Origin of the sequence: Mesorhizobium wenxiniae (assembly GCF_002284535.1) — a bacterium.
In the GTDB taxonomy this organism is placed as follows: Bacteria; Pseudomonadota; Alphaproteobacteria; order Rhizobiales; family Rhizobiaceae; genus Mesorhizobium; species Mesorhizobium wenxiniae.
Genome location: NZ_NPKH01000037.1, coordinates 52,018 through 74,160, shown reverse-complemented (window position 1 = coordinate 74,160; position 22,143 = coordinate 52,018). Strand labels below are relative to the sequence as shown.

Sequence of the window (22,143 nt, the reverse complement as noted above, 5' to 3'; positions counted from 1 at the left end):
TGCGACACCTCACACGCCCAGATTGCCGGGGATGCGGAGGTGGCGGCGCACCACTTCCACGAAGAGAGGATCGCGCCGCGCGGCCCAGACGGCGGCGAGGTGGCCGATCGCCCAGAGGACGATGCCGACCAGCCAGAGCCGCAGTCCGAGCCCGAGTGCAGCAGCCAGGGTGCCGTTGAGAATGGCCACCGAACGCGGCGCTCCGCCCAGGAGGATCGGTTCGGTCAGCGCGCGATGCACGGGTGCGGCAAATCCGGGAACGGGCTCCTCCATCAGACCACCACCCCGCCGCCAAACGAAAAGAAGGAGAGGAAGAAGCTGGAAGCGGCAAAGGCGATGCTGAGGCCAAAGACGATCTGCACCAGCCGGCGGAAGCCCCCCGACGTGTCACCGAAAGCCAGCGTCAGGCCGGTGACGATGATGATGATCACGGCGATGATTTTGGCGACCGGACCTTCGATGGACTCCAGGATCTGCTGCAGCGGCTCCTCCCATGGCATCGACGAGCCCGCGGCATAGGCAGCCTGGGTCAACGTCAGGCTGACTGCCGCGGTGAGCGTGGGTGCAGCGACGCGTGGACGAGCGCGAAGGGTTTTGAGGTTCATGACGAGGCTCCGGTGGGTTCGGGGGTTGAGATGGCTGGGACGAGGGCGTAGTCGCCGGCCACGGCCAGGCCGGCGACGTGGGCGAGTTCAACGAGGCGTCGCGCCGAACCTCGGCCCGAAAGGACGGCGACCAGGTCGATCGTTTCGGCAATGAGAGCACGAGGTACCGTGACGACGGCTTCCTGGATGAGTTGCTCGAGCCGGCGCAGTGCGCCAACGGCCGAGCCGGCATGGATGGTGCCAACCCCGCCGGGATGGCCAGTGGACCACGCCTTGAGCAGGTCGAGCGCCTCGGCGCCCCGAACCTCGCCGATCGGAATCCGGTCGGGCCTGAGGCGCAGCGAGGACCGCACCAGGTCGGCGAGGGATACCACCCCGTCCTTGGTCCGGAGCGCCACGAGATTGGGGGCGGCGCATTGCAGCTCCCGCGTATCCTCGATCAGCACCACACGATCGCCGCTCTTGGCGACCTCGGCGAGAAGCGCGTTTGTGAGGGTGGTCTTGCCCGTGGAGGTGCCGCCGGCGACGAGAATGTTCTGCCGTCCGGCAACGGCCTCGCGGAGGGCCTCGGCCTGCGTCGCCGACATGATTTCGGCGGCCACATAGTCATCCAGCGTGAACACCGCGACAGCGGGCTTGCGGATCGCGAAGACCGGGGCCGCGACGACAGGTGGCAGCAGGCCCTCAAAGCGCTCGCCGGTTCCGGGCAACTCGGCCGAGACCCGCGGTGCGTCGGCGTGCACCTCGGCGCCGACATGATGCGCGACCACCCGAATGATGCGTTCGCCATCGGCGGGCGTAAGGTGCTCGCCCGTGTCAGCGAGACCTTCGGCCAGACGGTCGATCCAGAGCCGCCCGTCGGGGTTGAGCATCACCTCGACGACCGCAGGGTCTGCCAGAAACTGGGCTACAGCCGGACCCAGCGCGGTGCGGAGCATCCGCGTACCGCGTTCGACCGCTGCCGTTCGCTGTGAAGAAATCACCACGTCGTCCCCATCCGCTGCGGGCGCGCACGACGCGCGGCCCTGGATCGGGGACAAGTAGAAGAGGCATGAATGGGCCGACTGCAACAAGCCTCAAGGGGTCGTCGTACGGTGGCGTGGAATTACAGGGGGACGGCGGAACGCCAGAATCGGCGGTTCACCACTGCTGTTCCCCGGAACTCGAATCGCCGACCGGCAAGATGTCCTCTGGGATCTCGTTGCGCAGTCTTGGACCCTGCGCGAGTCGCCGGCCGAGGGCGGCAACAAAGGCGTCGTAGCGTTTGCCCGACTGGGCTCGCGCGGCGGCCTGAGCCGGTTCCGGCAGCTGCGGCGTCGTGGTCAGCCAGAAGCGTACGAATACAGCGAGGGTTTCTACCGAAATGCCGAGATCGCGCTCCAGGCGGTTAAGGCGCCGGTCTATCTGGTCGATCCGCTTGGTCATGGCCGCTTCGTGCCGCTCAGCGGCATCAGGCGACAGGAAGGAAGCGATCGCCGCCTCCGCCACGAGCGAGCGGGAGAGGTCACGTCGGGCCGCGTATTCGACGAGCGCCTTCATCACCGGCGGGTCGACGTAGATGGAGAGACGCTGCTTCTTGCCGGGCTTGGGCATGGACCGTCTCACAGCATGCCGTCGCCAGGATCGAGGTCAGCTTGCCGGGCAACCCGCTGCATGCTGCGGTTGAGGTTACGCGCGAGGACTGCTGGGTCCTCGTCCGCACGATCGGCGTCGAACTCGTCCTCGATCACCGGAGTCGTCTCGGCGGCAACCTTGCTGCTCAACTCGGGTTGGCGACGTTTCTCGGACTCGGTCGAATCTTCGTCATCACCCACAGCGATCGGAGGCAAGTCGCTGGCATCAAGCTTCGGCCGCCCAGGTGTCGCGAGCAGACTCCAGTCGTTGGTCGAACTTTGTGCGAGGTGCTCAATCCGAGGCGGTGGCAGAATGCGTTCTGTAAACCGGGCATCCTCGTAGTAGCGGGCTTTCTTTGTTCGGATGGGGTGAATGCCGGCCACCATGACGATCTCGTCGCTGGGCGGAAGCTGCATCACCTCACCGGGGGTGAGCAGCGGCCGGGCAGTTTCCTGGCGCGACACCATCAGGTGTCCAAGCCAGGGCGAAAGGCGATGGCCTGCATAGTTCTTCATCGCACGCATTTCGGTGGCGGTCCCGAGGGCATCCGACACGCGCTTGGCGGTGCGCTCATCATTGGTGGCGAAGCTCACCCTGACGTGGCAGTTGTCCAGGATGGAGTTGTTCGGTCCGTAGGCCTTCTCGATCTGGTTGAGCGATTGGGCGATCAGGAACGCCTTGAGTCCGTAGCCGGCCATGAAGGCGAGCGCGCTCTCGAAGAAGTCCAGCCGGCCGAGAGCGGGAAACTCGTCCAGCATGAGGAGCAGCCGATGCCGGTCGTTCCTGGCTTGGAGATCCTCAGTCAGCCTCCGCCCGATCTGGTTGAGCAGCAGGCGGATCAGCGGCTTGGTCCGGTTGATGTCCGATGGTGGCACCACAAGATAGAGCGTGGTCGGTCGCTCGCCGCCGACGATATCGGAGATGCGCCAGTCGCAGCGCGAGGTGACCTTCGCGACAACGGGGTCGCGATAGAGCCCGAGGAAGCTCATCGCGGTGCTCAACACGCCGGAGCGTTCGTTGTCCGATTTGTTGAGCAGTTCTCGCGCGGCCGACGCGACGACTGCATGGGCGCCGACTTCGCCGAGGTGGGGTGTCTTCATCATCGCGGCCAAGGTCGCCTCGATAGAGCGCTTCGGGTCGGACAGAAAATTGGCGACGCCGGCGAGGGTCTTGTCTTTCTCGGCGTAGAGGACATGAAGGATGGCCCCCACCAGCAACGCGTGAGAAGTCTTCTCCCAGTGATTGCGCCGTTCCAATGACCCTTCGGGATCGACGAGGATGTCGGCTATGTTCTGGACGTCCCGGACTTCCCATTCGCCTCGGCGTACCTCGAGCAGCGGGTTGTAGGCCGACGATTCAACATTGGTCGGGTCAAACAGCAGGGCGCGACCATGCCTCGCTCGGAAGCCGGCAGTGAGCTGCCAGTTCTCGCCTTTGATGTCATGGACGATCGCCGAACCCGGCCAGGTCAGCAATGAAGGGATCACCAGACCGACGCCCTTGCCCGAGCGGGTCGGCGCGAAGCACAGCACGTGCTCCGGGCCGTCATGTCGGAGATACTCGCGCTCGTATCGCCCGAGGATCACGCCGTCCTGGCCGAGCAGGCCAACACCTTTGACCTCTCCCTGCTGCGCCCAACGGGCGGAGCCGTAGGTCTCGACGTTGTCGGCTTCGCGGGCGCGGAGGATCGACATGAAGATGGCGGCGGCGATCGAAACGAAGCCACCCGACGCCGCGATGATCGCGCCCTCGTTGAAGATGGTGCGCGCATAGGCGTCGTAGGAAAACCACCACCAGAAAAAGGCGAGCGGCTGATAGACCGGCCAGCCTGCGAGATCGAACCATGGGTCGCCAAGCTGAGGTTGAAAGCCAAGCCGCCAAGCCGTCCATTGCGTGGCACCCCAGTTCGCGGCAAGCACAATGACGCCGACGACAACAATCTGGCCCCAAAGTATCTTCGTTCCCGACATCGCCTTCTCCCTGCAGAGCAGAGGTCGGCCTAGACAGGTTCATGGTTCAAGATCATCCCGACACTGGTCGTGTCGCGGCGTGCCGCGGCGAAGAAAAACCGGGGAGCACGGTGTTTGCTCAGGCAGGTGACGGGGCTTCACAACGGGATCGGGAATTATCCGCTCGGTCCACTACAGGCTCGCTCGCAAAATGCGCTAGGCTGTCGAATTGCCTTCATTCAACAAAACGTTCGGCGCGAGCACCATATGATTGTCCACCTGGTAGACGGCACCTACGAATTGTTCCGCCATTTCTACGGCCAACGGCGCTTCAATAACGGTCAGGACAAGCCGTTTGGCGCGGTCGCTGGCGTGCTGCATAGCGTGCTGGAAATGGTCGAGGGTGGAGCCACACATCTCGGAGTGGCGACGGATCATGTCATCGAGTCGTTCCGCAATGGACTGTGGCCCGGATACAAGACTGGACAGGGGATCGAGCCGGCTTTGCTCGCGCAGTTCCATCCGCTCGAGAAGGCCCTTGCTGCGATGGGGGTCGTAGTCTGGCCGATGATCGATTTCGAAGCCGATGACGCCTTGGCTGCTGCGGCAAACAAAGCGGCTGCCGATGAGCGCGTCGAGAAAGTCTGCATCTGGACACCGGACAAGGACCTGGCCCAATGCGTGCAGGGAACACGCGTCGTCCAAGTGGATCGCAAAACCAAGACCATCCGCGACGAACCCGGTGTGCGCGAAAAATTCGGTGTGGATCCGGGGTTGATCCCAGACTTTCTCGCCCTGGTGGGCGATAGCGCCGACGGGTATCCAGGCCTGGAGGGGATCGGCCGCGTGTCAGCTGCACGACTCCTGGCCCGTTTTGGTCCGCTTGAACGCTTTCCTGACGAGGTACTTGGGAAGCGTCATGCGACGGCTTTGCTTTTCAAGACCCTTGCGACCCTTCGGAGTGACGCTCCCACTTTCGAGGACGTCGACGATCTACGCTGGATGGGCGCAACGGATTTCTTCGCGGCTTTTTGCGAGAAAGCATCGGAACCACGCCTCCTTGAGAGGGCCACGAAGGCCGCCGGCCACGCAGTGAGCTACTCGCAATAGCATCGGCCATTGGTCCTCTCGTCGTTCATAGGCCGATCCCTCGCTTACGATTGAAACTCCAATCTACTCCGGCGCCGCTACGGGCGATGCCCGACACGTGCTGACCGACCTTCCTTTCCAGCGATGGTGTCCAGGGCACGAGCTGGAAGCCTAAGCCGTCATCGATCATGGCGAACCTACCCGACGCCAAGGCAAATCGCTGGCGGTAGTTGCCCGCGACGTACTCACCGGTCGACGCCTTGTTGAATGGGCGGCCGAGTTCGGCGGCCAGCTTTTCGCCGAGCGCGTCGACTTCACGCCGCCGCAACGTGTCCAGGAGCTTCCGCGCAAAGATCACCCTGATGCCTTGGCGCCGCGCCAAACCTTCCTCGATCAGGTGCTCGACCCGCCGTTCCATGGCGTCGCGGACATCACGTCCGAAGCCGCCGCCTAGGGCGATAGGACCGTCGGATAGCGCCTGCCGGTCGAGCCAGGTGGCGCCGGTAGCCGTGACCTGCTCCTCGAGCGAAAGGTCCGATCGAACTGCTATCGCCACCCGGCGGCGGTTCTTCGCGTCGGCAAAGCTGCGGAGTTCGACGATCGAGCCTGGCGCGCTGTCCCCAGCGGCATCAAGGTCGGGAAGCCTGATGTGATGGGCGCGGCCGTCGACACCATCGATCACGGCGTAGGCCGTGCCCTTGAGCTCATCGTCGAGCCCGTGCTTGACCAGGCGCCCGATGATTGGTTCCTGCAACTCCTCTCCAGCAAGCACGAAGGTGGCAGCGCCGCGCTCGACACCTGCGTCAGCGAGGCCGCGGTGAATTCGCTTGATGATGTCGCCGCGCTCGCCCAATTCGCGCAGGATCGCTTCCGCTTCTTCGGGCATGAACCATTGGCCGTGGCCGATCTGGTGGGCGACACCAAGACGTTCGAGGTTACGAAGGCGGCCGACTTTCAGTGCATGGTATTCGTCGGGCTGCTCGCCGGCGCGCGGCGCGAGATCGATGATGCCGTTCCGCTGACTGTCGCGCCGGAGCTGACGGTCGAGATTGGTCCAGCGTTCGGCCTGGACCTGGCGCTCGAGGGCGCGGCGGATGTCGTGGTCGGTGCGGGGGCCGAGCTCTTGGGTGATGAGATCGCGCGCCCGGTCTCGCATGCCCTCCTTGATGTAGTCGCGCGCGATGACGAGGTTCTCGCCGTCCTCGCGCACACCGCGAACGATAAGGTGAACGTGCGGGTGCTCCGTGTTCCAGTGATCGACGGCGACCCAATCGAGCTTGGTGTCGAGATCTCTTTCCATCTGCGCGACGAGATCGCGGGTGAACGCTTTGAGATCGGACATCTCAAGCGCGTCGTCCGGCGAGACGATGAAGCGGAAATGATGGCGGTCGTCCTTGCAGCGCCCGGCAAAGTCATCGGCACGTGCATCATTCGTGTCGGGACCGAACAGCCTCGCCTTCTCTCCATCCTGGGTGACGCCTTCGCGGCGAAGGTAGGTGAGATGCGTCGGAAGGTTGCCGCCGCGCAGATTCATGCGGACGACACGAGCCTTGATGATTGCGCCGCGCGAGCGCGCGGTGAGCAGCCGGTTCGCTTGGACTGATGCCCGTTGACCGCGTCCGAAACGCGAGCGGTTGCCGGGCCCGATCCTTCCCTGCCGGGAGACTGAGCCGCCGGCCTTTTGTGCAGCGGCAATTGCCTGGGCGATGAAGGGTCGCGCGCGCTGCGTCTTGCTCGAACGGATGCGGCCAGGTCGGATACGGAACTCTCTTTGGTCGCTCATCTCCGCATCTCCACACATCGCGCTAAGGTACTGAAAGCGCCGATCAAGTGCCGGTCTCGCGATGTAGGCGCCCAAGGCGCACATCTCAAAAATGCCTCGCAAGTCCTTGAAATATAACTCCCCAACCGCAGCGCACCTCGCGCCCCTTTATCCTGCCATCCTCCGGTTGCTCTCGCGGGCTCTTCCCTGCCGGCTCTCCATGCTGCGCTGCGGTTCGCCATGACGCGAGACTGGTTGCTCGCTCATGGCTGTGAATCCCCGCCGGACTTCGCGACAAAGATGCCCTCTGGCTGAGCGGTGGCCGTGCCATCATGGCGGGCAGATCCTGCCGTCGATCGTGTTTCGGATTGACTGCTGGGATGCAGCGAACCGGCGGGAGAGACGCCACCGGCTGGTACAATAAAGAGCGGTGCGTCGCGCCAATTGGTAGGCCGCGGCGCGGTCTCGATTCGAACGGGCAACGGGTTGCCGCCAAGCAGCGGTGCGAGCTTGGCGACATAGTCGCGCGTCTCGGCCGGCAACGGGCGGCCGGTTGAGAGATACTCATCGTAGCGACCGGGACCCGCATTATACGCCGCCAGCATCGCGCCGACATTTCCGTAGCGGTCGAGCATTGCCCGCAGATAGGCGGTACCCGCCAAGATGTTGTCGCGCGGATCAAACGGGTCGTCGCCGAGCCGATGATGCGCGCGCAACTCATCCCAGGTGTCGGGCATGATCTGCATCAGGCCCATCGCGCCGGCGGAGGAGACCGCGCCAATCTCCTGCGCGCTCTCGGCGTGGAGCACGGCGCGTATCCAATCCTGCGGAATGCGGAAGCGCTGCGACGCCTCTGCAATGTGGGCGGCGAAACGATCGTTCGCCACCGGCCGGACAATGGGGGCATCTTCCGCGAGGAGCGCCGACGCGGGTGCCAAGATCGACAGGCTGGAAAGAAGAAGGATGGCGGCACGGCAGCAGATGCCGTGCCGCCGGAGGATACCACCGGTGCGGTGTTGGAGCATGGTTCAGTCCTGCGGCCTGTCCTGATCGTCGCGCTTTTTCGGGCGCGTCCAGTGCAGGCCCCAGTCGCGGCCGTCCTCGTCCGACTGGAACAAGCGGGCGCGGATCGGTTGCGCAAGGGATGGGTCGTCGAGGATGACCGAGATGTAGGTGCCGGCGCGGTCGCCGGTCTGAAGCCAGCCCGCGCCGATCTCGATGCCGTCCTCGTCGCCGAGGCGGATGCGGTAGTCCGGTGCGTTCTCGACGTCGGCGTTGTCGGCTGGGACGAAGACGATGGCGAGGTCGAGCGAGAGCGTGCGGACACGCCCCGAATAGCCGGTCTGGGTGCGGGTAAACTGACCGATCTGTGCCATGGAAGAGTTCCTTTCTGGCGGTTGGGAGGGGATCAGCGCGCGTCTGCAGCGTCACCGGCATGTGAATGGAGGCGGCCGTCACCTTCCGCATCGGTCCAGAGTGGAAGGGCTCGAGCGACAATGCTGGTGACGGGGAGCGGGCCGAAGTACCGGCCGTCAAAGCTGTCGGGTGCATCCCAGTTCATGAGGAAGATCTCGCCGTCGGCGAGCCTCCGGCAGCCTTGCCAGGAGGGCAGGGGACGGCCGAGGCGGTCGCGCTCGCGCACCGAGCCGTAGGCATGGTCAAACGCGATGATGGTTGCGCCGCGGCGGCAGACATTGGCGCCGGGAAGCGCCAGCACGCGCTTAATGAGCGGTACGCCGCGCGCGAGATAGCCGCGTTCGGCAAGAAGGGCGGCCAGGGGCTCGGGTGGCGTGACGACGACGTAGTCGCCGATATCGAGGCGCTCGACCGGTGCAAGCCGATAGAGCCCGATCGGCACGCTGGGGGACGCGTTCCAAATGAAGGCAGGGGCGTAGCCTAGCCAGGCCGGCGCCGCGACGAGCGTGGCGGCGGCGAGCGTTGTCGTGATGATCGCGCGCCGGCTCATTGCTCCACCTGCCGACGCTTGAGCCATGCTGCGTGCCGGTCGACGTCATAGTCGCGCGGCTCGGCACCGGCGGCGATGCGGTGGCTTACGTGACGCCAGTGGTCGGTGGCGACGTCGCAGGCATCGATACCGAGCGCCTCGATCGCATCGATGATCTCGAGCACTCGGGCGACCTTCGGCCAGCCCTCGACCTTGAGCAGGATGTCACCGCCGGGCCTGACGAAAGGCAGCGTCTGGAACGGTTCGCCGCGGTTGATCGTCCGCACGATGTCGATGCGCGACAGCACGGTGCCGTAGTCATTGGCCGCCCAACGGACGAAGGCGAAGGTGCTGCCGGGCCGGAAGCCGACGAGACGGCGATGCCGATCGAGAACTTGTTCGTAGGTCTGCCGACCGAACCTTATCCAGTATTCGATCCGCTTCTCACGCCAGGTCAGTTCGACCAGCGTAGTAAAGGGCGGTGGGCCGGCGACGGTCGCCCGCATGCTCAGTGGCAGGGAGGAGGGCTGGGTCATCTGGCGTCTCCGTCGTCGGCAGGAAACTCGCGGGCAAGCAGTTCGCGCAGCATGTCGGCGACAGTCGTGCCGCGATGGAAGGCGGCGACTTTGATGCGGCCTCGCAGTTCGGGCGTGACGTCGATGGTGAGACGCGCGGTGAACTCGGACGCCGCGATGCCGCGCGCCGAAGTGTCGGCCGACTTGATCCAGCGGTCAGGATCGCCGGGCCGAGAGGCGAAGCTCTGCTTGTTGCTTCGGCTGGTCATGGCGCGACCGTCGCTATGCTCAGCCGGTCAATCTCGGCGGCCAGGGCCGCGATCTCGCGGGAGGCCGGGCTGTCGTCGTCTATTTCCCCAGCGAGCCGCCCCGACTGTGCTGCCTCGGCGAAAACCACGCGCTGGCCGACGGTCGCCGAGAGGACGGGCGGATCGTGATCTGCGAGCGTCTCGGCGGTCTCCCGAGCGATCAGGGTACGGGCGCCACAGCGGTTGAGGACGAACCGCGCGGCGAGCTGAGGGCGATAGATGCGCGCTTCGTTTAGAAGTGCCAGCATCTCGGCAGAGGCCCATCCGTCAAACGGCGACGGCTGAACCGGGATCAACACGAGGTCGGCGGCGAGCAGCGCCGAACGCATTAGCCCGGCAACACGCGGCGGTCCGTCGATCACGACATGATCGGCATCGCGGGCCAGTTCGGGCGCCTCGCGATGCAGCGTGTCGCGGGCAAGGCCGACGACACCGAACAGGCGCGGGGCACCGTCGCGGCTGCGCTGCTGCGACCAGTCGAGCGCCGAGCCTTGCGGGTCGGCATCGACCAGGGTGACGCGCCTGCCGCGGCGTGCCCATTCTCCCGCGAGATGCAGCGCCAGGGTCGTCTTGCCGACGCCGCCCTTCTGGTTGAGGAGGGCGACGATCATCGGCGGTTCCTCCGGCGGGAGGGACCGGAAGTGCACGGATTATCCCCGGAACGCGCCAAATAATAAGATTTAGATTCTTCTTTAGAGTCTTTACGGGAGCGATTCCGGTCGTTGGGCCAAGGACTTAAATGAGGTTCCTGCGCCTGAAGTACAGATAGGTTTGCGCCTGATGTACGGATACCGGATGCGCCTGATGTACGGATATCCGGCGAAGTTACGCACAGCTTTTCCACAGGGCGGATGTGGATAAGTTCGGGACGCCCAGAGGGCTGTTCCATTGCCAGCAAATAGCCGGGAAGCGGCTGGCGTCGTGTGATGGCGCGGATGTCGATGGCGAAATCGGAATAGCGGGCGAGCGATCCGCTCTTGGCATGCAGATGGCGCAGTTCAAAGCACCAGCCGCCGGACTGCCGGCCGGCGTGCTTGCGAGCGATCCGATAGAGCCAGCGCTCGATGCCGCCAGTCAGTGCGAAGTAATCGGGATCGATGGCAAGGACCAGGCGGCGGTCGACGATGCCCTGATAGAGCCATTCGGGCAGCACAAATTCCATGCCCTCGACGCGGCCGCTGCGCGTCGCAAGTTCTTCCCACTCGTTGATCCAGGAGAATTGCTGGCGCCGCCAATGCTCGCCCTGGCGGATGCTCGTGCGGATGACTGTGGACTGAAGGCGGGTGAGCGCACCCTTGATGAGGAAGTAGCTGCGCGCGCCGGTGGTGCGGCCAATGGCGTTGAGGAGTTGATAGGGGGTGAAGCGGAAGAAGCGTGAGGTAGGAAGGCCACGATCCTGCGCGGCCAGAATTTGGCTTGCCGCCCAGATCAGGATGTCGGCATCCCAGATCGTCGCCATGCCGTGCTCCGCAACGGCATAGACCTGCAGTTCGACGTCGCCCGCCTTGTAGTGGATCGGCGCGACCCGGCGCGACTTGGAGAGGGAGAAGAACGGGTGTGCCATCAGATCGCGCTGGTCGCGCGGCGGCACGTCGCCGCTGATCGCATCGAAGGGATCGAGATGAGCGCGTTCGCTGCGCTGGCGGTGTGATGCCGTCATCGTATCACCACTCAGCGTGCTTCGAAGCGGCGGGCCGGATGGACGGTTCCGACTCCAGGATCGGAGGTGGATGTCTTGGTGCCGCGGTTGGCCCAAGCCTGCAGATCTTCGAGCGAATAGACGACGCGGCCGCCGAGCTTTCGATAGGCCGGGCCGGTGCCGTAGGTGCGGTGCTTTTCGAGGGTCCGGTCAGAGAGGCCGAGGAAACGCGCAGCCTCGGGTGTTCTGAGATAGCGCGGCGGCATGCCGGCGGGATTGGAAGTCATGGTCGGGCCTCCGGGGCTTCATTGAGACCGCCGGATGCTGGCGGCGGATGACGACCACGGTGGCGAAGACTGTTGGGCTGGGGGGATGAGGAAGTTTGAAGGGCGAAGTTCCTCATCCCTCAACGCACCGCGCTTGGGCTATTCCTTGCGACGATGATGCAGAAGGTGACGATACCCGCCCGCGATCATGGCTTGGCCGTCCTTGACCAAGCCAATGACGCTCGCCCGCACGGTGGAGGTCTTCCACGGCTCGGAGGCTACTCTGTCACGGCCGAAGATAACGGTGGCGATCTCGCGATAGCTGGCACCGCTCCTGCGGCCGTCGGTTGCCTGGAGCATGTACCGGTGCCGTCGCTTCTGCTGCGATGTCAGCCGTTGGTCGTCAGGGACGGTCCGCCCCCGCAAAGCGCGCAAAAGCCGTTCGAGTGCTTCGATCCTGTCGGCACCGTGCGCGTCAAGCGGCACGAGTGCAGCGAGAGGCGCCCCGGTCGGGACACCGGGGAGCCGCACCAGCCGAACGGTCTGGCTGGCGGTCTTGAGGAGGAAGTGCACGCCTTGCTCGTCCGCGCGCGGCAAGGTCTCGCGCAACTCGACAGAGAGGTTCCCGGCCGCCGGCACAATGGCTGGCGCGTGCGTGAGCAGTACGGCGCTCGTATCGGCCTCGACCGACCAGAACACCGGACCCTCGCCAGCATTCAACGACGGCGGGACGAAAAAACTGCAGGCCCCATTTCCGATGCAGCTGATGCTTCAGGGAAGGACTGTTGGCGCTTGCGTAGTCCTGCTGGTAATCGGGGTTGCGCCTGAGCCATTCCCAGGCAAGGTCGGGAGGGTCGAGGGAGTCCAGAAAATCGTATGCTTCCGAAGTCCTCCAACGGGATGTATCGGCCGTCATCGTGCTCCTCGTTGCCGCAACGTGGGGCGGACAGCGTTTCCTAAACCTGATGACTTGGGAAGAGTCTAAAGAAGCGCCGAGTGATGTCCCGCGCGCATTGCTTTGGCTAGTCGTGGCCATCGCGCAGGAGATGACGGTAGCCGTGTTCCGCCATCCAGCGTGCCCGAGCGAGATGGCTGTCGTGGACGCGCCGGGCGCGTTCGGGTTCGGCATCCGGATCGACGCCGAAAATCACCGCGACAGCTTCGCGCCAGTCGGCACCCTCGGTCGCCGCGTCGAGCACCCGCATATAGAGCTTCATGTGCTCGCGATCATAGTCGGTGAGCAGCGGACCAACGGGCGGCTCGTCCAGGAACTCCGAATGTGTCATTCTCCTCCCTCACACCGGGACCTTGTATCCGGGAACAGGGGGAATGTTATCAACTCCGCCATCTCATGCGCGAAAGAGTGAAAAATGCTGGCGCTGTCTAACAACGTTCCAGCTCTACCAAAGCAAGTCTTCACGACTGTCTCTTGCTGCCCTGGTTCGCAGCATCGCGCATGAACATCACCCCGTCTCCCTTTTCCGTTGTCAGGAAAACGATGCCGTTCGCTTCGAGCGCGCGCCGCACCTGGTCGCGCGTTGATTCATACACGCGCAACCCGCTCTCGGATTCGAGGCGTTTCAGTGCGGTCAAAGATACGGCGGCCTCTTCTGCAAGCGTTTCCTGGCTCCAGCCAAGCAACGCTCGCGCGGCCCGTGATTGGCGGGCGGTGATCATGCACTCGATCACCGCCACAAGGCGCGGCGCAGAAGCCAGAACTACGACTATAATAGTCGCTCTTGGAGCGAATGCCACCCATAATCGTCAGATCAAGGCGTTCCAAGGGCGACCTCACGCCGACTGATTCGGTCTTCTTGGCCCAAGAAGGGCCCCGCCCGGACCAGCCGGGCGGGGCGCTTGCTCCGCGCCTCAGTCGCCGTTGCGGCGGGTCGGGCGGGACAGGCTGTAGCCCTCGCCTTCCTCGTCGCCGAAGAGGTTGGCGTAGATCGGGGCGGTGAAGCTCGGATCGTCGAGCTTGAGGCCAAGGTAGGCGCGGCCCTCGTTGGACTGCTTGCTCCAGGCGGCCCCGATCTCGATCCGGCCGACGAAAACGCGGTGGCTGGGGGCATTCTCGCCGCTGGCGCGGGCATCGGGAGCGATGCGGACGTTCTTGGCCTGGAGGGAAAGGGTGACGATCTCGCCGCTGAACTCGTTGGTGCCGGACTTCTTGAAGGTGCCAATGGTAGCCATTGTGGTTCTCCTTGGTTTCTTGCTCGAGCCCGCACCATTGCGGTCTCGATGGCGATCGGCAGGCCGGAGGCGATCGGCGGCGCACCCCGCAGGGGCTCCGACAGCAAAGGAGAACTATCTTGTCTCGCGAGGAATGCCGGCGCAGCCGGGAGGGGAAGATAGTTTGACGGCGCTGTTGCGCCTTAGCCGATCGAGGCGGAGCCGGCCTTCGGCCAGATCAAGCCATGAAAGAGACCGTAGCGGAGCGGTCGGACAGGCAGAACGAGGCAAGGAGAACGTGGCTGGCTCGCGAACCAGAGGCGGGGTCCGGCCCACACGCTCAGCGCGCGCCGCTCTCCTTCCCGGGATCAGGAGAAATGCCAGCTCTCCAACACTCCGGCAGGGCGGGAATGTCCCGACCATCTGTCGCTCCAGATGGCGGTGCCGGGATCGGGGTGCTTACTGGCATGGCGGGCAGTTAGGAATTCGCTGCTCCGGCTCGCGTGCTCGTGCCGAGCGCCTACTCCGATCCTGCCCGCAACTCCATTGGCGTTGGAAGGCGAGGGCTACAGCCTGATCTGGTCACGACCACACCGATACGGTCACGAGACTTCCGCGACGCCCTGTCCGGCTGGTCCGGGCGGGGCCATCATGGTCAGGCGCATGAACGCGGTGATGCCGACCGCCACCGCTCCCACGACAGCGAAGGCGAGCTGCCAGGCGTCGGAGGGCATGGTGAGCTTCACGATGCCCAGGGTGGCGTGATAGCCGGCGACGATTGCCGGCGCGACGAAGGCAAGGACCACAACGAGCTTGATCCAGGCGGGTCGGGCGACGAGCAGCAGGAGTTGGAAGAGACCGAACGTCATCGCGGCAGCAATGGCGCCGACGATGACGGCGCCGGGGATCCCGGCTCCTGTGTCATGCGCCCAGGTGCCGACGGCGATGCCGGCGAACAGCGGCAGCGCGAATACGGCGAGATTGAACAACAGCCAGCACAGCGCAGCGATACCGGCAAGCGTGGCGAGAATGGCGATGATGATCATGGTGGTGATCTCCGTGCATAGTTTGGACGGGTCGCGCCAACCACCACCTCCACGGCGCAGACATCAGTCTAGAGCAATTCTCCCGATCTGGGGAGCCTTGATTGCCCCGCGAGGGTCGCGGTTGTTTGTACTAGCGGCGCACGACAATCGCCGGCGACGACAACCCGGCAGCATTGCCGGGTCGAGTGCGGTACCCGCGAGGGAAAGGTAGCGCTCATGCGCGACCACGATCGCGGAAATCATAGGCGTTGATGCCGAGCTTTCGTGCCTTGTCGGCGAAGTTGTCCTGGATGCCGGTGCCCGGAAACACGATGACGCCGATCGGAAGGATGTCGAGGATCGCATCGTTTCGCTTGAACGGAGCGGCCCGTCCATGCTTGTCCCAGTTCGGGGCGAAGCCGACCTGCGGCACCTTGCGATTGTCGGCCCATTTGCTGGCAATCAGTTCGGCGCCCTTTGGCGACTTGCCGTGGATCAGCACCATGTCGGGGTGCTTGGCGTGGACCTTGTCGAGCGCGTCCCAGATGAGATGGTGGTCGTTGAAATCGAGGCCGCCGGTCAGGGCGATCTTCGGACCGGCGGGCAGCATTACCTCGGTATCGGCCTTGCGCCGCGCGGCGAGGAAATCGCGGCTGTCGATCATTGCCGCGGTCAGATGCCGGTGGTTGACCATCGATCCGGTGCGCGGACGCCAGGCCGAGCCGGTGTGCTGCTCGTAGTGTTCGGAAGCCTGATCCCGCATCAATTCGAAGGCGTCGCGCCGCTCGATCATGGTCTGGCCCTGGGCGGTGAGGTTTTCGAGTTCGACCGCTTTGATCTCGGTGCCGTCCTGTTCCCGCTGCAGGCGGCGCTGGGCCTGCTCGTTGTCATCTATTTGCCGCTCGATCCGCAGCACGGCGCGGTGGAAGACATTGGTGACGGACCAGAGCAGGTCGTCGAGGTCGGGCTCGAGGCGTGTGTCGCCGAGGGTGGCGATGAGGGCATCGAAGATGTCCGCAACGGCTCCGGCGACATGGTCGCCGTCGGGAAGTGGTCGCGGATCGGGGTCATCGGCGTAAGGGCGCCAGCCATAGAGCTGGAGTTCGGTGAGGACGTGATCGGTGGGCGACGCTGCGTGGTGCTGTTCGGACTCGTCGTGTGCGCTCATGGGATACTCCCGTCGGTGGGGCCGCGACCCTCGCGGCCTTCATGGCGACGAAAGCCCACGGGCGGGATGGCCTCGCACCCGGAGCGCCGCGGAGGGCCGGAGCGGCAGCGGAGGATGGCAGAGGCCGACTATTTTGCCTCGCGATGGAAAGGCGGCGCAGCCGCCGCCGGAAAATAGTCGGCCGGCGCCATTGCCTGGCCGGACCGTTGTGGGCCCGATCGCCCTCTCGAAGGCCGGGTCGTGGCTCTCTCCGGCGGTGGATCCTGTTCGCGTGACGCCGGCCTCATGACCGCACTGCGCCGCGCTCCATCCTGGCTCAGGCCACACGTTCGAGGAAACGATAGCGATCCCGGCGAACCAGTTGGTCCGCGATCGATTTGCGAAGCGTGGCGAGGCCCAAGCAGCGTAGATCCTCGTTGAAGTCCTCCATCCTCGGCGAGAGGACGATCGCCTCAATCCCGGCATCGGTCGCCCGCTCGATCAAGGTGTCGCGGGCACTGTTACCGGCGGGATCGTTGTCGCGGATGATGTAGAGCCGGTTCAGCGTAGGCGGGAACAGGATGGCAGCGAGATGCGCCGCCGAGAGAGCTGCCGCCATGGCCATGTCGGGCAGGGCGCATCTGAGCGAAAGCGTCGTCTCGATGCCTTCGCCCGCAGCCATGACGTTGCCGGGCACTCCGAAGCGGACGGCGTTGCCCAACAGATCGCCCATGGCCCGGCGCGGTGTGTCGACGGGTGCCTTGCCCAGACCGTCCGGCGCAAGCCAGGTGCGGTGCGCGCCGGTCAGTCGCCCGTCGAGATCGGTGACGGCGGCGATCATCGCTGGCCAGGTTTCGGTCGGTCCATGATCGTCCGGCCGGTAGTAGCAGCGCGGATGAAACCTCAGTGAACCCGTTCCGTGCAAAGTCATAATGCCGCGACCACGCAAATACGTTTCCACGATGGTTCCGATGATCGGCTGCGACATGCCCACCAGCCGGCGGGCGGCCTCCGTTGACCCAGCCGGAGCGCGTGCGCGCTGAGAGGCTGCAGGCTCCCTACGCGCTGGTTCAGGCGACTGGCCGAGGAAGACCCGGGCTTCCCTGGCGACATCTGCGAAGGTTCCGAGCCCAAGCGCTTCGCGCACCACGTCCAGCAGATCGCCATGCTCGCCGGTAGCGGCGTCGGTCCAGCGCCCGGCCGGACCTCTTGGGGAGTCGGCAAGTCGAACGAACATGGAGCGACCAGGGGTGTTGCGCACATCGCCAACGGTCCAATAGTTCCCCTGGCGCCGGCCATTGGAGAGATAATGCCGGCAGACCGCCTCGGCCCGGTCGGCGAGGCGGCGTGCCAACTCATGCGGCGGTTCGCGCATGGTGACCTCCTTCAAAAAGAAAGGCCCGCCGTCGCCGGCGGGCCAGGTATGAGGGTCATGGGAGGCTATTCGGCCGCGATGGTCATTGCCGCGACATCGTCATCATCGGCGATGCCGTTGTCGTCGGCCATGGCCGTTTCGTCCGCTACCTCCGCCGTTTCCACGACGGCCAGTTCCACGGCCGATATGTCGGCGACTGTCTCCCGGCCCGGCGTACGGAGCGGCTCCGGCAACCAACTGGTCCCGTCGAGCAGCGTCGCCGCTTCCGTCGCCATGTCGCCCTTCTTCAGATGGGCGATCCGGTCAGCGGGCCGCTGTCCCTTCGCTTCGGCGACTGCCTGAAGGATGCGCGCCTTGGTCACGCGGCCGAGGAAGGTGTCGACGGTCGGCTTCCAGCGTGCGGCCATGTCGAGATCGACGGCCTGGGCCAACTGATCGGCATGGGCGAGGGCTCGTGGCCGACGGTTCCAGGCTTCGCTGACGGCGTTGACCGAGAGGCTGACGATATGGGCGAACAGCGCGGCGCGGCTGTCGCTGTCCCAGTCGCCTAGCGCGTCCCAGAGGTCGGCCGAGTCCTTCGGCAGAGTCTTGGTCCAGCTCTCATGCCTGGCCCGGATCGCCTCGGCCGAGACGCTGTCGTTCAGCCCCGGCGCCTGGGCGCCGAAGCTGACGGTCTTGAGGTCCAACTCAAGGCAGCTATCCGAGCCATACTGGTAGAAGATCTTGAGCGTCAGGGCGTGCAACGCTGCGCGGAAAGCGACGTCGGGATGCTCGCCGAGGGCGTCGCGAAGGCCGAGCGTCCGATGCGCCGTAAGCTCGGTCATCAATCGGTCCGAGATCGGCGAAAGGCCCTCGTCCTCCTCGGGCTCAGCCGTGACGTCACCACGGACACCACCTGCGTCGTCGCCATCGTCACTGGCTGACGTCCCGGCGCTCGTTGCTCCGTCATCGGACCCCTGGGTTTCGGACGCAACTGGCGCCTCGTCCTCAGGCCGGACGTAGCCGCGATCGACGCGCAAGTGGCCGTCCCCGGCGATGCTGATGAAGGCGCCCGCGCGGGCGACTTCCTCGGGATCGAAGGACAGTGGCCGTTCGTCGAAGGCGTCGAGCGCGGTCTCGAGCTCGCCGAGCCGCTGGTCGACCTCGTCGGGAAGCTCGTCCGCGCCTTCGTGCTCCGCAACCAGCCGGTCGAATTCGGCCTTGAGCGCGCCACGCGCGGCTTCCTCCTCTGCGGTGAGCGGTAGGGGTTCGCCGACGAGCCGCCGCAGACCATAGGTGTGGCCATAGGCAAAATCAGGCGCGACCTCGGTCCACTTCCAGCCCTCGGCGGCAATCGCCTCGGACTCGGCGCTGAGCTTGTCGGCCACCATCTGATCGACGACGGCAACATCCCGCAGCCAGCCGCCATCGTCACCCTCGAACAGGTCACGCAGCACCGTGCCGCCGGCGTCCACATAGGCCTCGATGCCGATGAACTGCGCCCGCTTATCGGTGGCACGGACGGCGCCTTCGGTCAGCATGCGCCGGATGGCATAGGCCGACTTGTCGTAGGAAGCTTTCAGCCGTTCGAACACCTGCTCTTGGCGAGCGTGGTCGCCCGAGACGGTGAACGCCTCGAGTTGGGCGAGCGTCATACCGTCTTCGGCATAGATATCGAGCAGCACCGGTGAGACCGAAGCGAGCTTCAGGCGCTGCTTGACCACGTTCACCGAGACGAAGAAGGTCGCGGCGATTTCCTCCTCGGCCTGACCCTTCTCGCGCAGGGTGAGAAACGCGCGGAACTGGTCGAGCGGATGCAGCGGCGCTCGCTGGACGTTTTCGGCGAGCGAGTCCTCCTCGGCAATACCGCCCTCGCGGACGACACAGGGCACTGGGGCGGTCTTGGCCAAGCGCTTCTGCTTGACGAGCAGTTCCAGCGCCCGGAAGCGCCTGCCGCCGGCCGGCACCTCGAACATGCCGGTCTCGGCGCCGTTTTCAGCAACGACAGGGCGGACCGTGAGACCCTGCAGGATGCCGCGGCGGGCGATGTCCTCCGCCAGTTCCTCGACCGAGACGCCGGCCTTGATGCGCCGGACATTGGACTGGCTCAGGACGAGCTGGTTGAAGGGGATGTCGCGCGAGGGCGACAGAGTCATGGTGGGCTTCTTCTTGGCGCTAGCCATGGGGATTTACTCCACGACGGGCGGCCGGGAGCCTCTCTCTCGACCTCCAACCCGTCACGAAGATCGGCGCCGCCCTCTCACTCCGAGGACGGCGCCGCACATCCGGCGTTCCGGAAAACCACGCAGCTGGAGACACGTAAATCCGCATCGCCGGCTTTGCTGAAATCAGGCGGCCCGGTCGAGCAACTTCTTGGCCTTGCCCTCAAGCTCGAGCCGGGCGTCCTGGTGCGGCTTGTCCCGCGCGACGGCGGTGATGCCCTGCACGAAGTCGAAGACGCTCGCGGGCTTGCGACCTTCCTCGGCGAGCACAGTCTCGATGATCTTCGCCGTGTCGGCTTTGGAAAAGCCACGCTTGCGCAGGAACTCCGCGCGATCGTCATCGCTTCGGGCGACGATCTTTTCGCGCGCCGCCCGGATGCCGTTGACGAACGGCATTGGCGAGGAATTGGCGAACCGCGTCAGCGCCGGCTCTGCCTGGTGTGCGAAGCGTGAGGCGGCATATTTGGAGTGGCGGATGGTGATCTCCTCGAAATCCTCGACGCCCCACAAATTGCGGTTCTGGCATACGGCGCGGAGATAGAAGCTCGCAATGCCAAGCGTCTTCGCCCCGACCTCCGAATTCCAGCAGTAGAAGCCCCGGAAATATAGATCGGGCGATCCGTCCGGCAGCCGGCCAGCCTCGATCGGATTGAGATCATCGACCAGGAAGAGGAACACATCGCGATCCGACGCATAGAGCGTGGTGGTGTCCGAGGTGATGTCGACACGGGGATTGTAGATGCCGGTGGACCAGTCGAGCACACCGGGGATCTTCCAGCGCGTGTCGCCGGTGCCATTGCCGGCAATCTTCTGTACGGCGGCAACCAGTTCGTGATCATAGATGCGGCCATAGTCCGGGCCGGTGACGGCGCGGAGTTCGACCCGGCCGTTCTCGACCTCGAGCGTCTTGACCTGCTCGGCGCGGTGCGCGGCCAAGCCGTATTGCAGGTTGATGCCGGCGAGCGGAGCCGGAAGCTGGCGCAAATAGGTCGCCGGGGCGCCTACGATGCCGGCCAGTTGGCCAAAGCTCCAATGTGTCGGGGCAACCGGTCTATCCGTACCCGGAAGCATCAGGGCAAGCCGCTCGGCATCGTCGCGGCTGGCTTCGACCCGGATCGCCGCGCTCTCGACGGTACGGGTCCGGCTGCACTCGGACCGCCCCTGCACTGAAGCCATCAACTCGGACAGGGACAGGTAGCGCTCATCAGCCGGACGGTTGAACCATTCCGAGGACACGCGGCCGATGCGCTCGCCGCGGCTCGCATCCACTTTGTAGCCAATGGGTGCGTCGCGGCCGGCATCGATAGTCACTGAATTGTTCATGAGAGTTCTCCATAACGGGCGCCGGAAGCCTCTCTCCCAGCCCTTCACCGTCATGGCCCTGCAGACCGTCCTCTCACTCTCGCGATGCGCAAGACCGACACTGAGAGGAGGGGGCTACGCGCTGTCAGCGCCGTGCCGCGTCAGGGATGGAAGCCTGAAGGGTGAAGACCCGCAGAGCGGGGCTTCAGCGCCAGCCGAGAGCCCGGCCCCAAGGGACGCCCATCTCGACTCATTTGCGTTTCGCGATAGAGTGCGCGGCATGTGCAATGCCTACGAACAGCATGTGAAATGGGTCGAATACGTCCAGATGATGCAGGCGCTTGAGCTTGGCATCCCGACGCAACAGACCGAACTCGATCTGCCGGAAAGCGACGATATCCGCATCAATGACACGGCGCCGGTGATGCGCGCCGCCGGCAATGGCATTGAATTGGTGCCCATGAATTTCAGCTTCCCACCATCGAATCCGAAGGGTGGCCCGGTCTTCAACTACCGGTCAGACGGAAGGCATTTCGACAAGAGCAACCGATGCCTCATTCCCGCATCGGCCTTCTTCGAGTTCACTGGCAAGAAATACCCGAAAGCAAAACATCGGTTCACGCTGAACGATGCGCCATTCATGGCGATCGCCGGCATATGGCGCGAAGGCGGAGATGGCTCCAGCCCGGCCTTCGCCATGCTAACCACCGAACCTGGCGCAGATATCGCGCCTTATCATGACCGTCAGGTCGTGGTCCTGCGTCCCGCCACAGCGGTGGCCGCGGTGACCAGGTCGATGTCCGTTTCTAGCGAAAGGGACGGGCGGCTCGACGCTAGCGTGAGCATCGACATGTGTCCGAACGGGGTTCTGACCGGGATGCTGATGCCTGAGCGGATGCCGAAGTCGCCCGCTTCCTTGTAGAAGACCCTCACCGCCTTTGAGGTCGCCTGTCTTTGACTACCTGCCTCCCACGTGAAGGCTTCCAATCTTGCCCGCGCTGATGCAACGACTGGGTCGATGTGCGTGTATCTACGAGATAGGTAGCGAGCCTGCCACTCCGCGGGATAGTTGGACACGGCGTAGGTTCGGACGGGTTGGACATTGAGATAGGCATAACAGTCGAAGCCAAGTTCGCGAACCAGTCCTGATAGAGCCGCTTTCAGCGATGCCTCAGAGGAGGACGCCGAGGTCAGGTCAATCAATCGCTGGAACCAAGTCTGCATAGCGGTCT

At 64.7% G+C, this 22,143-nt stretch carries 25 protein-coding genes and 2 pseudogenes; 2 read left to right on the top strand and 25 right to left on the bottom strand.

The window, feature by feature from the left end; all coding sequences use genetic code 11:
* Nucleotides 1-9 precede the first annotated feature (9 nt).
* The 5 genes from CIT31_RS28995 to CIT31_RS28975 all read right to left on the bottom strand — a co-directional run bounded on the left by CIT31_RS28995 (nt 10) and on the right by CIT31_RS28975 (nt 4,189).
* On the bottom strand, nt 10-273 hold the full coding sequence (locus CIT31_RS28995; protein ID WP_095521340.1) for a VirB3 family type IV secretion system protein: 264 nt from the start codon (nt 271-273) through the stop codon (nt 10-12).
* Nucleotides 273-605 carry a TrbC/VirB2 family type IV secretion system protein gene (locus tag CIT31_RS28990; protein WP_095521339.1) on the bottom strand — a complete coding sequence of 111 codons (333 nt, stop codon included), beginning with the start codon at nt 603-605 and terminating at the stop codon, nt 273-275. The genes CIT31_RS28995 and CIT31_RS28990 overlap by 1 nt, the downstream gene beginning before the upstream one ends.
* On the bottom strand, nt 602-1,543 hold the full coding sequence (gene trbB, locus CIT31_RS28985; protein WP_425350673.1) for a P-type conjugative transfer ATPase TrbB: 942 nt from the start codon (nt 1,541-1,543) through the stop codon (nt 602-604). The genes CIT31_RS28990 and trbB overlap by 4 nt, the downstream gene beginning before the upstream one ends.
* Nucleotides 1,544-1,745: 202 nt before the next feature.
* Nucleotides 1,746-2,198, bottom strand: a complete 453-nt coding sequence (locus CIT31_RS28980; RefSeq protein ID WP_095521338.1) for a ribbon-helix-helix protein, CopG family — start codon at nt 2,196-2,198, stop codon at nt 1,746-1,748.
* 8 nt (nt 2,199-2,206) lie between these two features.
* Nucleotides 2,207-4,189, bottom strand: coding sequence for a conjugal transfer protein TraG (locus tag CIT31_RS28975; protein WP_095521337.1), 1,983 nt, complete (start codon nt 4,187-4,189; stop codon nt 2,207-2,209).
* Between the two features lie 246 nt (nt 4,190-4,435).
* On the opposite strand from CIT31_RS28975, the gene CIT31_RS28970 reads away from it, so the two are divergent.
* Complete coding sequence (locus tag CIT31_RS28970; RefSeq protein WP_095521336.1) at nt 4,436-5,278, top strand: 5'-3' exonuclease; 843 nt, start codon at nt 4,436-4,438, stop codon at nt 5,276-5,278.
* A gap of 25 nt (nt 5,279-5,303) precedes the next feature.
* Here CIT31_RS28970 and CIT31_RS28965 read toward each other — a convergent pair whose 3' ends face one another.
* From CIT31_RS28965 to CIT31_RS28880, 19 genes and pseudogenes are all read right to left on the bottom strand, one after another.
* Nucleotides 5,304-7,040 carry a relaxase/mobilization nuclease domain-containing protein gene (locus CIT31_RS28965; protein WP_095521335.1) on the bottom strand — a complete coding sequence of 579 codons (1,737 nt, stop codon included), beginning with the start codon at nt 7,038-7,040 and terminating at the stop codon, nt 5,304-5,306.
* Between the two features lie 242 nt (nt 7,041-7,282).
* The gene (locus tag CIT31_RS28960) at nt 7,283-8,044 is read right to left on the bottom strand and encodes a lytic transglycosylase domain-containing protein (protein ID WP_095521334.1); all 762 of its coding nucleotides are present in this window, start codon (nt 8,042-8,044) and stop codon (nt 7,283-7,285) included.
* Between the two features lie 3 nt (nt 8,045-8,047).
* Nucleotides 8,048-8,395 carry a DUF736 domain-containing protein gene (locus CIT31_RS28955; protein ID WP_095521333.1) on the bottom strand — a complete coding sequence of 116 codons (348 nt, stop codon included), beginning with the start codon at nt 8,393-8,395 and terminating at the stop codon, nt 8,048-8,050.
* Nucleotides 8,396-8,427: 32 nt separating this feature from the next.
* A complete protein-coding gene (locus CIT31_RS28950; protein WP_095521332.1) occupies nt 8,428-8,985 on the bottom strand; it encodes a S26 family signal peptidase in 558 nt (185 codons plus the stop codon).
* Nucleotides 8,982-9,470 (bottom strand): DUF2840 domain-containing protein, encoded by a 489-nt coding sequence (locus tag CIT31_RS28945; RefSeq protein ID WP_245316521.1) that lies wholly within the window; start codon nt 9,468-9,470, stop codon nt 8,982-8,984. Before CIT31_RS28945 ends, CIT31_RS28950 begins: the two co-directional genes overlap by 4 nt.
* A 26-nt stretch (nt 9,471-9,496) precedes the next feature.
* Nucleotides 9,497-9,748: a ribbon-helix-helix protein gene (locus CIT31_RS28940; RefSeq protein ID WP_095521330.1), complete on the bottom strand. Its 252-nt coding sequence runs from the start codon at nt 9,746-9,748 to the stop codon at nt 9,497-9,499.
* Nucleotides 9,745-10,398: a ParA family partition ATPase gene (gene parA / locus CIT31_RS28935; protein ID WP_095521329.1), complete on the bottom strand. Its 654-nt coding sequence runs from the start codon at nt 10,396-10,398 to the stop codon at nt 9,745-9,747. The genes CIT31_RS28940 and parA overlap by 4 nt, the downstream gene beginning before the upstream one ends.
* Nucleotides 10,395-11,447 carry a replication initiator protein A gene (locus tag CIT31_RS28930; protein WP_095521328.1) on the bottom strand — a complete coding sequence of 351 codons (1,053 nt, stop codon included), beginning with the start codon at nt 11,445-11,447 and terminating at the stop codon, nt 10,395-10,397. Before CIT31_RS28930 ends, parA begins: the two co-directional genes overlap by 4 nt.
* A gap of 11 nt (nt 11,448-11,458) precedes the next feature.
* A complete protein-coding gene (locus tag CIT31_RS28925; RefSeq protein WP_095521327.1) occupies nt 11,459-11,713 on the bottom strand; it encodes a helix-turn-helix transcriptional regulator in 255 nt (84 codons plus the stop codon).
* Between the two features lie 138 nt (nt 11,714-11,851).
* On the bottom strand, nt 11,852-12,391 hold the full coding sequence (locus tag CIT31_RS28920; protein ID WP_095521504.1) for a DUF2285 domain-containing protein: 540 nt from the start codon (nt 12,389-12,391) through the stop codon (nt 11,852-11,854).
* A gap of 49 nt (nt 12,392-12,440) precedes the next feature.
* Nucleotides 12,441-12,608, bottom strand: a pseudogene (locus CIT31_RS35530) (transcriptional regulator domain-containing protein); the annotation flags it as partial.
* A 106-nt stretch (nt 12,609-12,714) separates the two neighbouring features.
* Nucleotides 12,715-12,978, bottom strand: coding sequence for a DNA -binding domain-containing protein (locus CIT31_RS28915; RefSeq protein WP_095521326.1), 264 nt, complete (start codon nt 12,976-12,978; stop codon nt 12,715-12,717).
* A gap of 130 nt (nt 12,979-13,108) precedes the next feature.
* On the bottom strand, nt 13,109-13,369 hold the full coding sequence (locus tag CIT31_RS28910) for a helix-turn-helix domain-containing protein (RefSeq protein ID WP_095521503.1): 261 nt from the start codon (nt 13,367-13,369) through the stop codon (nt 13,109-13,111).
* Between the two features lie 192 nt (nt 13,370-13,561).
* Nucleotides 13,562-13,882: a DUF736 domain-containing protein gene (locus tag CIT31_RS28905; RefSeq protein WP_095521325.1), complete on the bottom strand. Its 321-nt coding sequence runs from the start codon at nt 13,880-13,882 to the stop codon at nt 13,562-13,564.
* 581 nt (nt 13,883-14,463) lie between these two features.
* On the bottom strand, nt 14,464-14,907 hold the full coding sequence (locus CIT31_RS28900) for a hypothetical protein (RefSeq protein ID WP_095521324.1): 444 nt from the start codon (nt 14,905-14,907) through the stop codon (nt 14,464-14,466).
* Nucleotides 14,908-15,121: 214 nt separating this feature from the next.
* Nucleotides 15,122-16,054 carry a DUF2493 domain-containing protein gene (locus CIT31_RS28895; RefSeq protein WP_095521323.1) on the bottom strand — a complete coding sequence of 311 codons (933 nt, stop codon included), beginning with the start codon at nt 16,052-16,054 and terminating at the stop codon, nt 15,122-15,124.
* A gap of 316 nt (nt 16,055-16,370) precedes the next feature.
* Nucleotides 16,371-17,408 (bottom strand): DUF7146 domain-containing protein, encoded by a 1,038-nt coding sequence (locus CIT31_RS28890; RefSeq protein ID WP_095521502.1) that lies wholly within the window; start codon nt 17,406-17,408, stop codon nt 16,371-16,373.
* 65 nt (nt 17,409-17,473) lie between these two features.
* On the bottom strand, nt 17,474-19,570 hold the full coding sequence (locus CIT31_RS28885; RefSeq protein ID WP_095521322.1) for a ParB/RepB/Spo0J family partition protein: 2,097 nt from the start codon (nt 19,568-19,570) through the stop codon (nt 17,474-17,476).
* A gap of 165 nt (nt 19,571-19,735) precedes the next feature.
* Complete coding sequence (locus CIT31_RS28880; RefSeq protein ID WP_095521321.1) at nt 19,736-20,932, bottom strand: DUF932 domain-containing protein; 1,197 nt, start codon at nt 20,930-20,932, stop codon at nt 19,736-19,738.
* Nucleotides 20,933-21,191: 259 nt separating this feature from the next.
* Here CIT31_RS28880 and CIT31_RS28875 point away from each other — a divergent pair, with 259 nt between their 5' ends.
* Nucleotides 21,192-21,833: an SOS response-associated peptidase family protein gene (locus tag CIT31_RS28875; RefSeq protein WP_095521320.1), complete on the top strand. Its 642-nt coding sequence runs from the start codon at nt 21,192-21,194 to the stop codon at nt 21,831-21,833.
* Here the strand turns inward: CIT31_RS28875 and CIT31_RS35525 are convergent.
* A pseudogene (locus tag CIT31_RS35525) lies at nt 21,764-22,135 on the bottom strand (autoinducer binding domain-containing protein); the annotation flags it as partial. The gene CIT31_RS28875 and the pseudogene CIT31_RS35525 sit on opposite strands and share 70 nt — an antisense overlap.
* Nucleotides 22,136-22,143 lie beyond the last annotated feature (8 nt).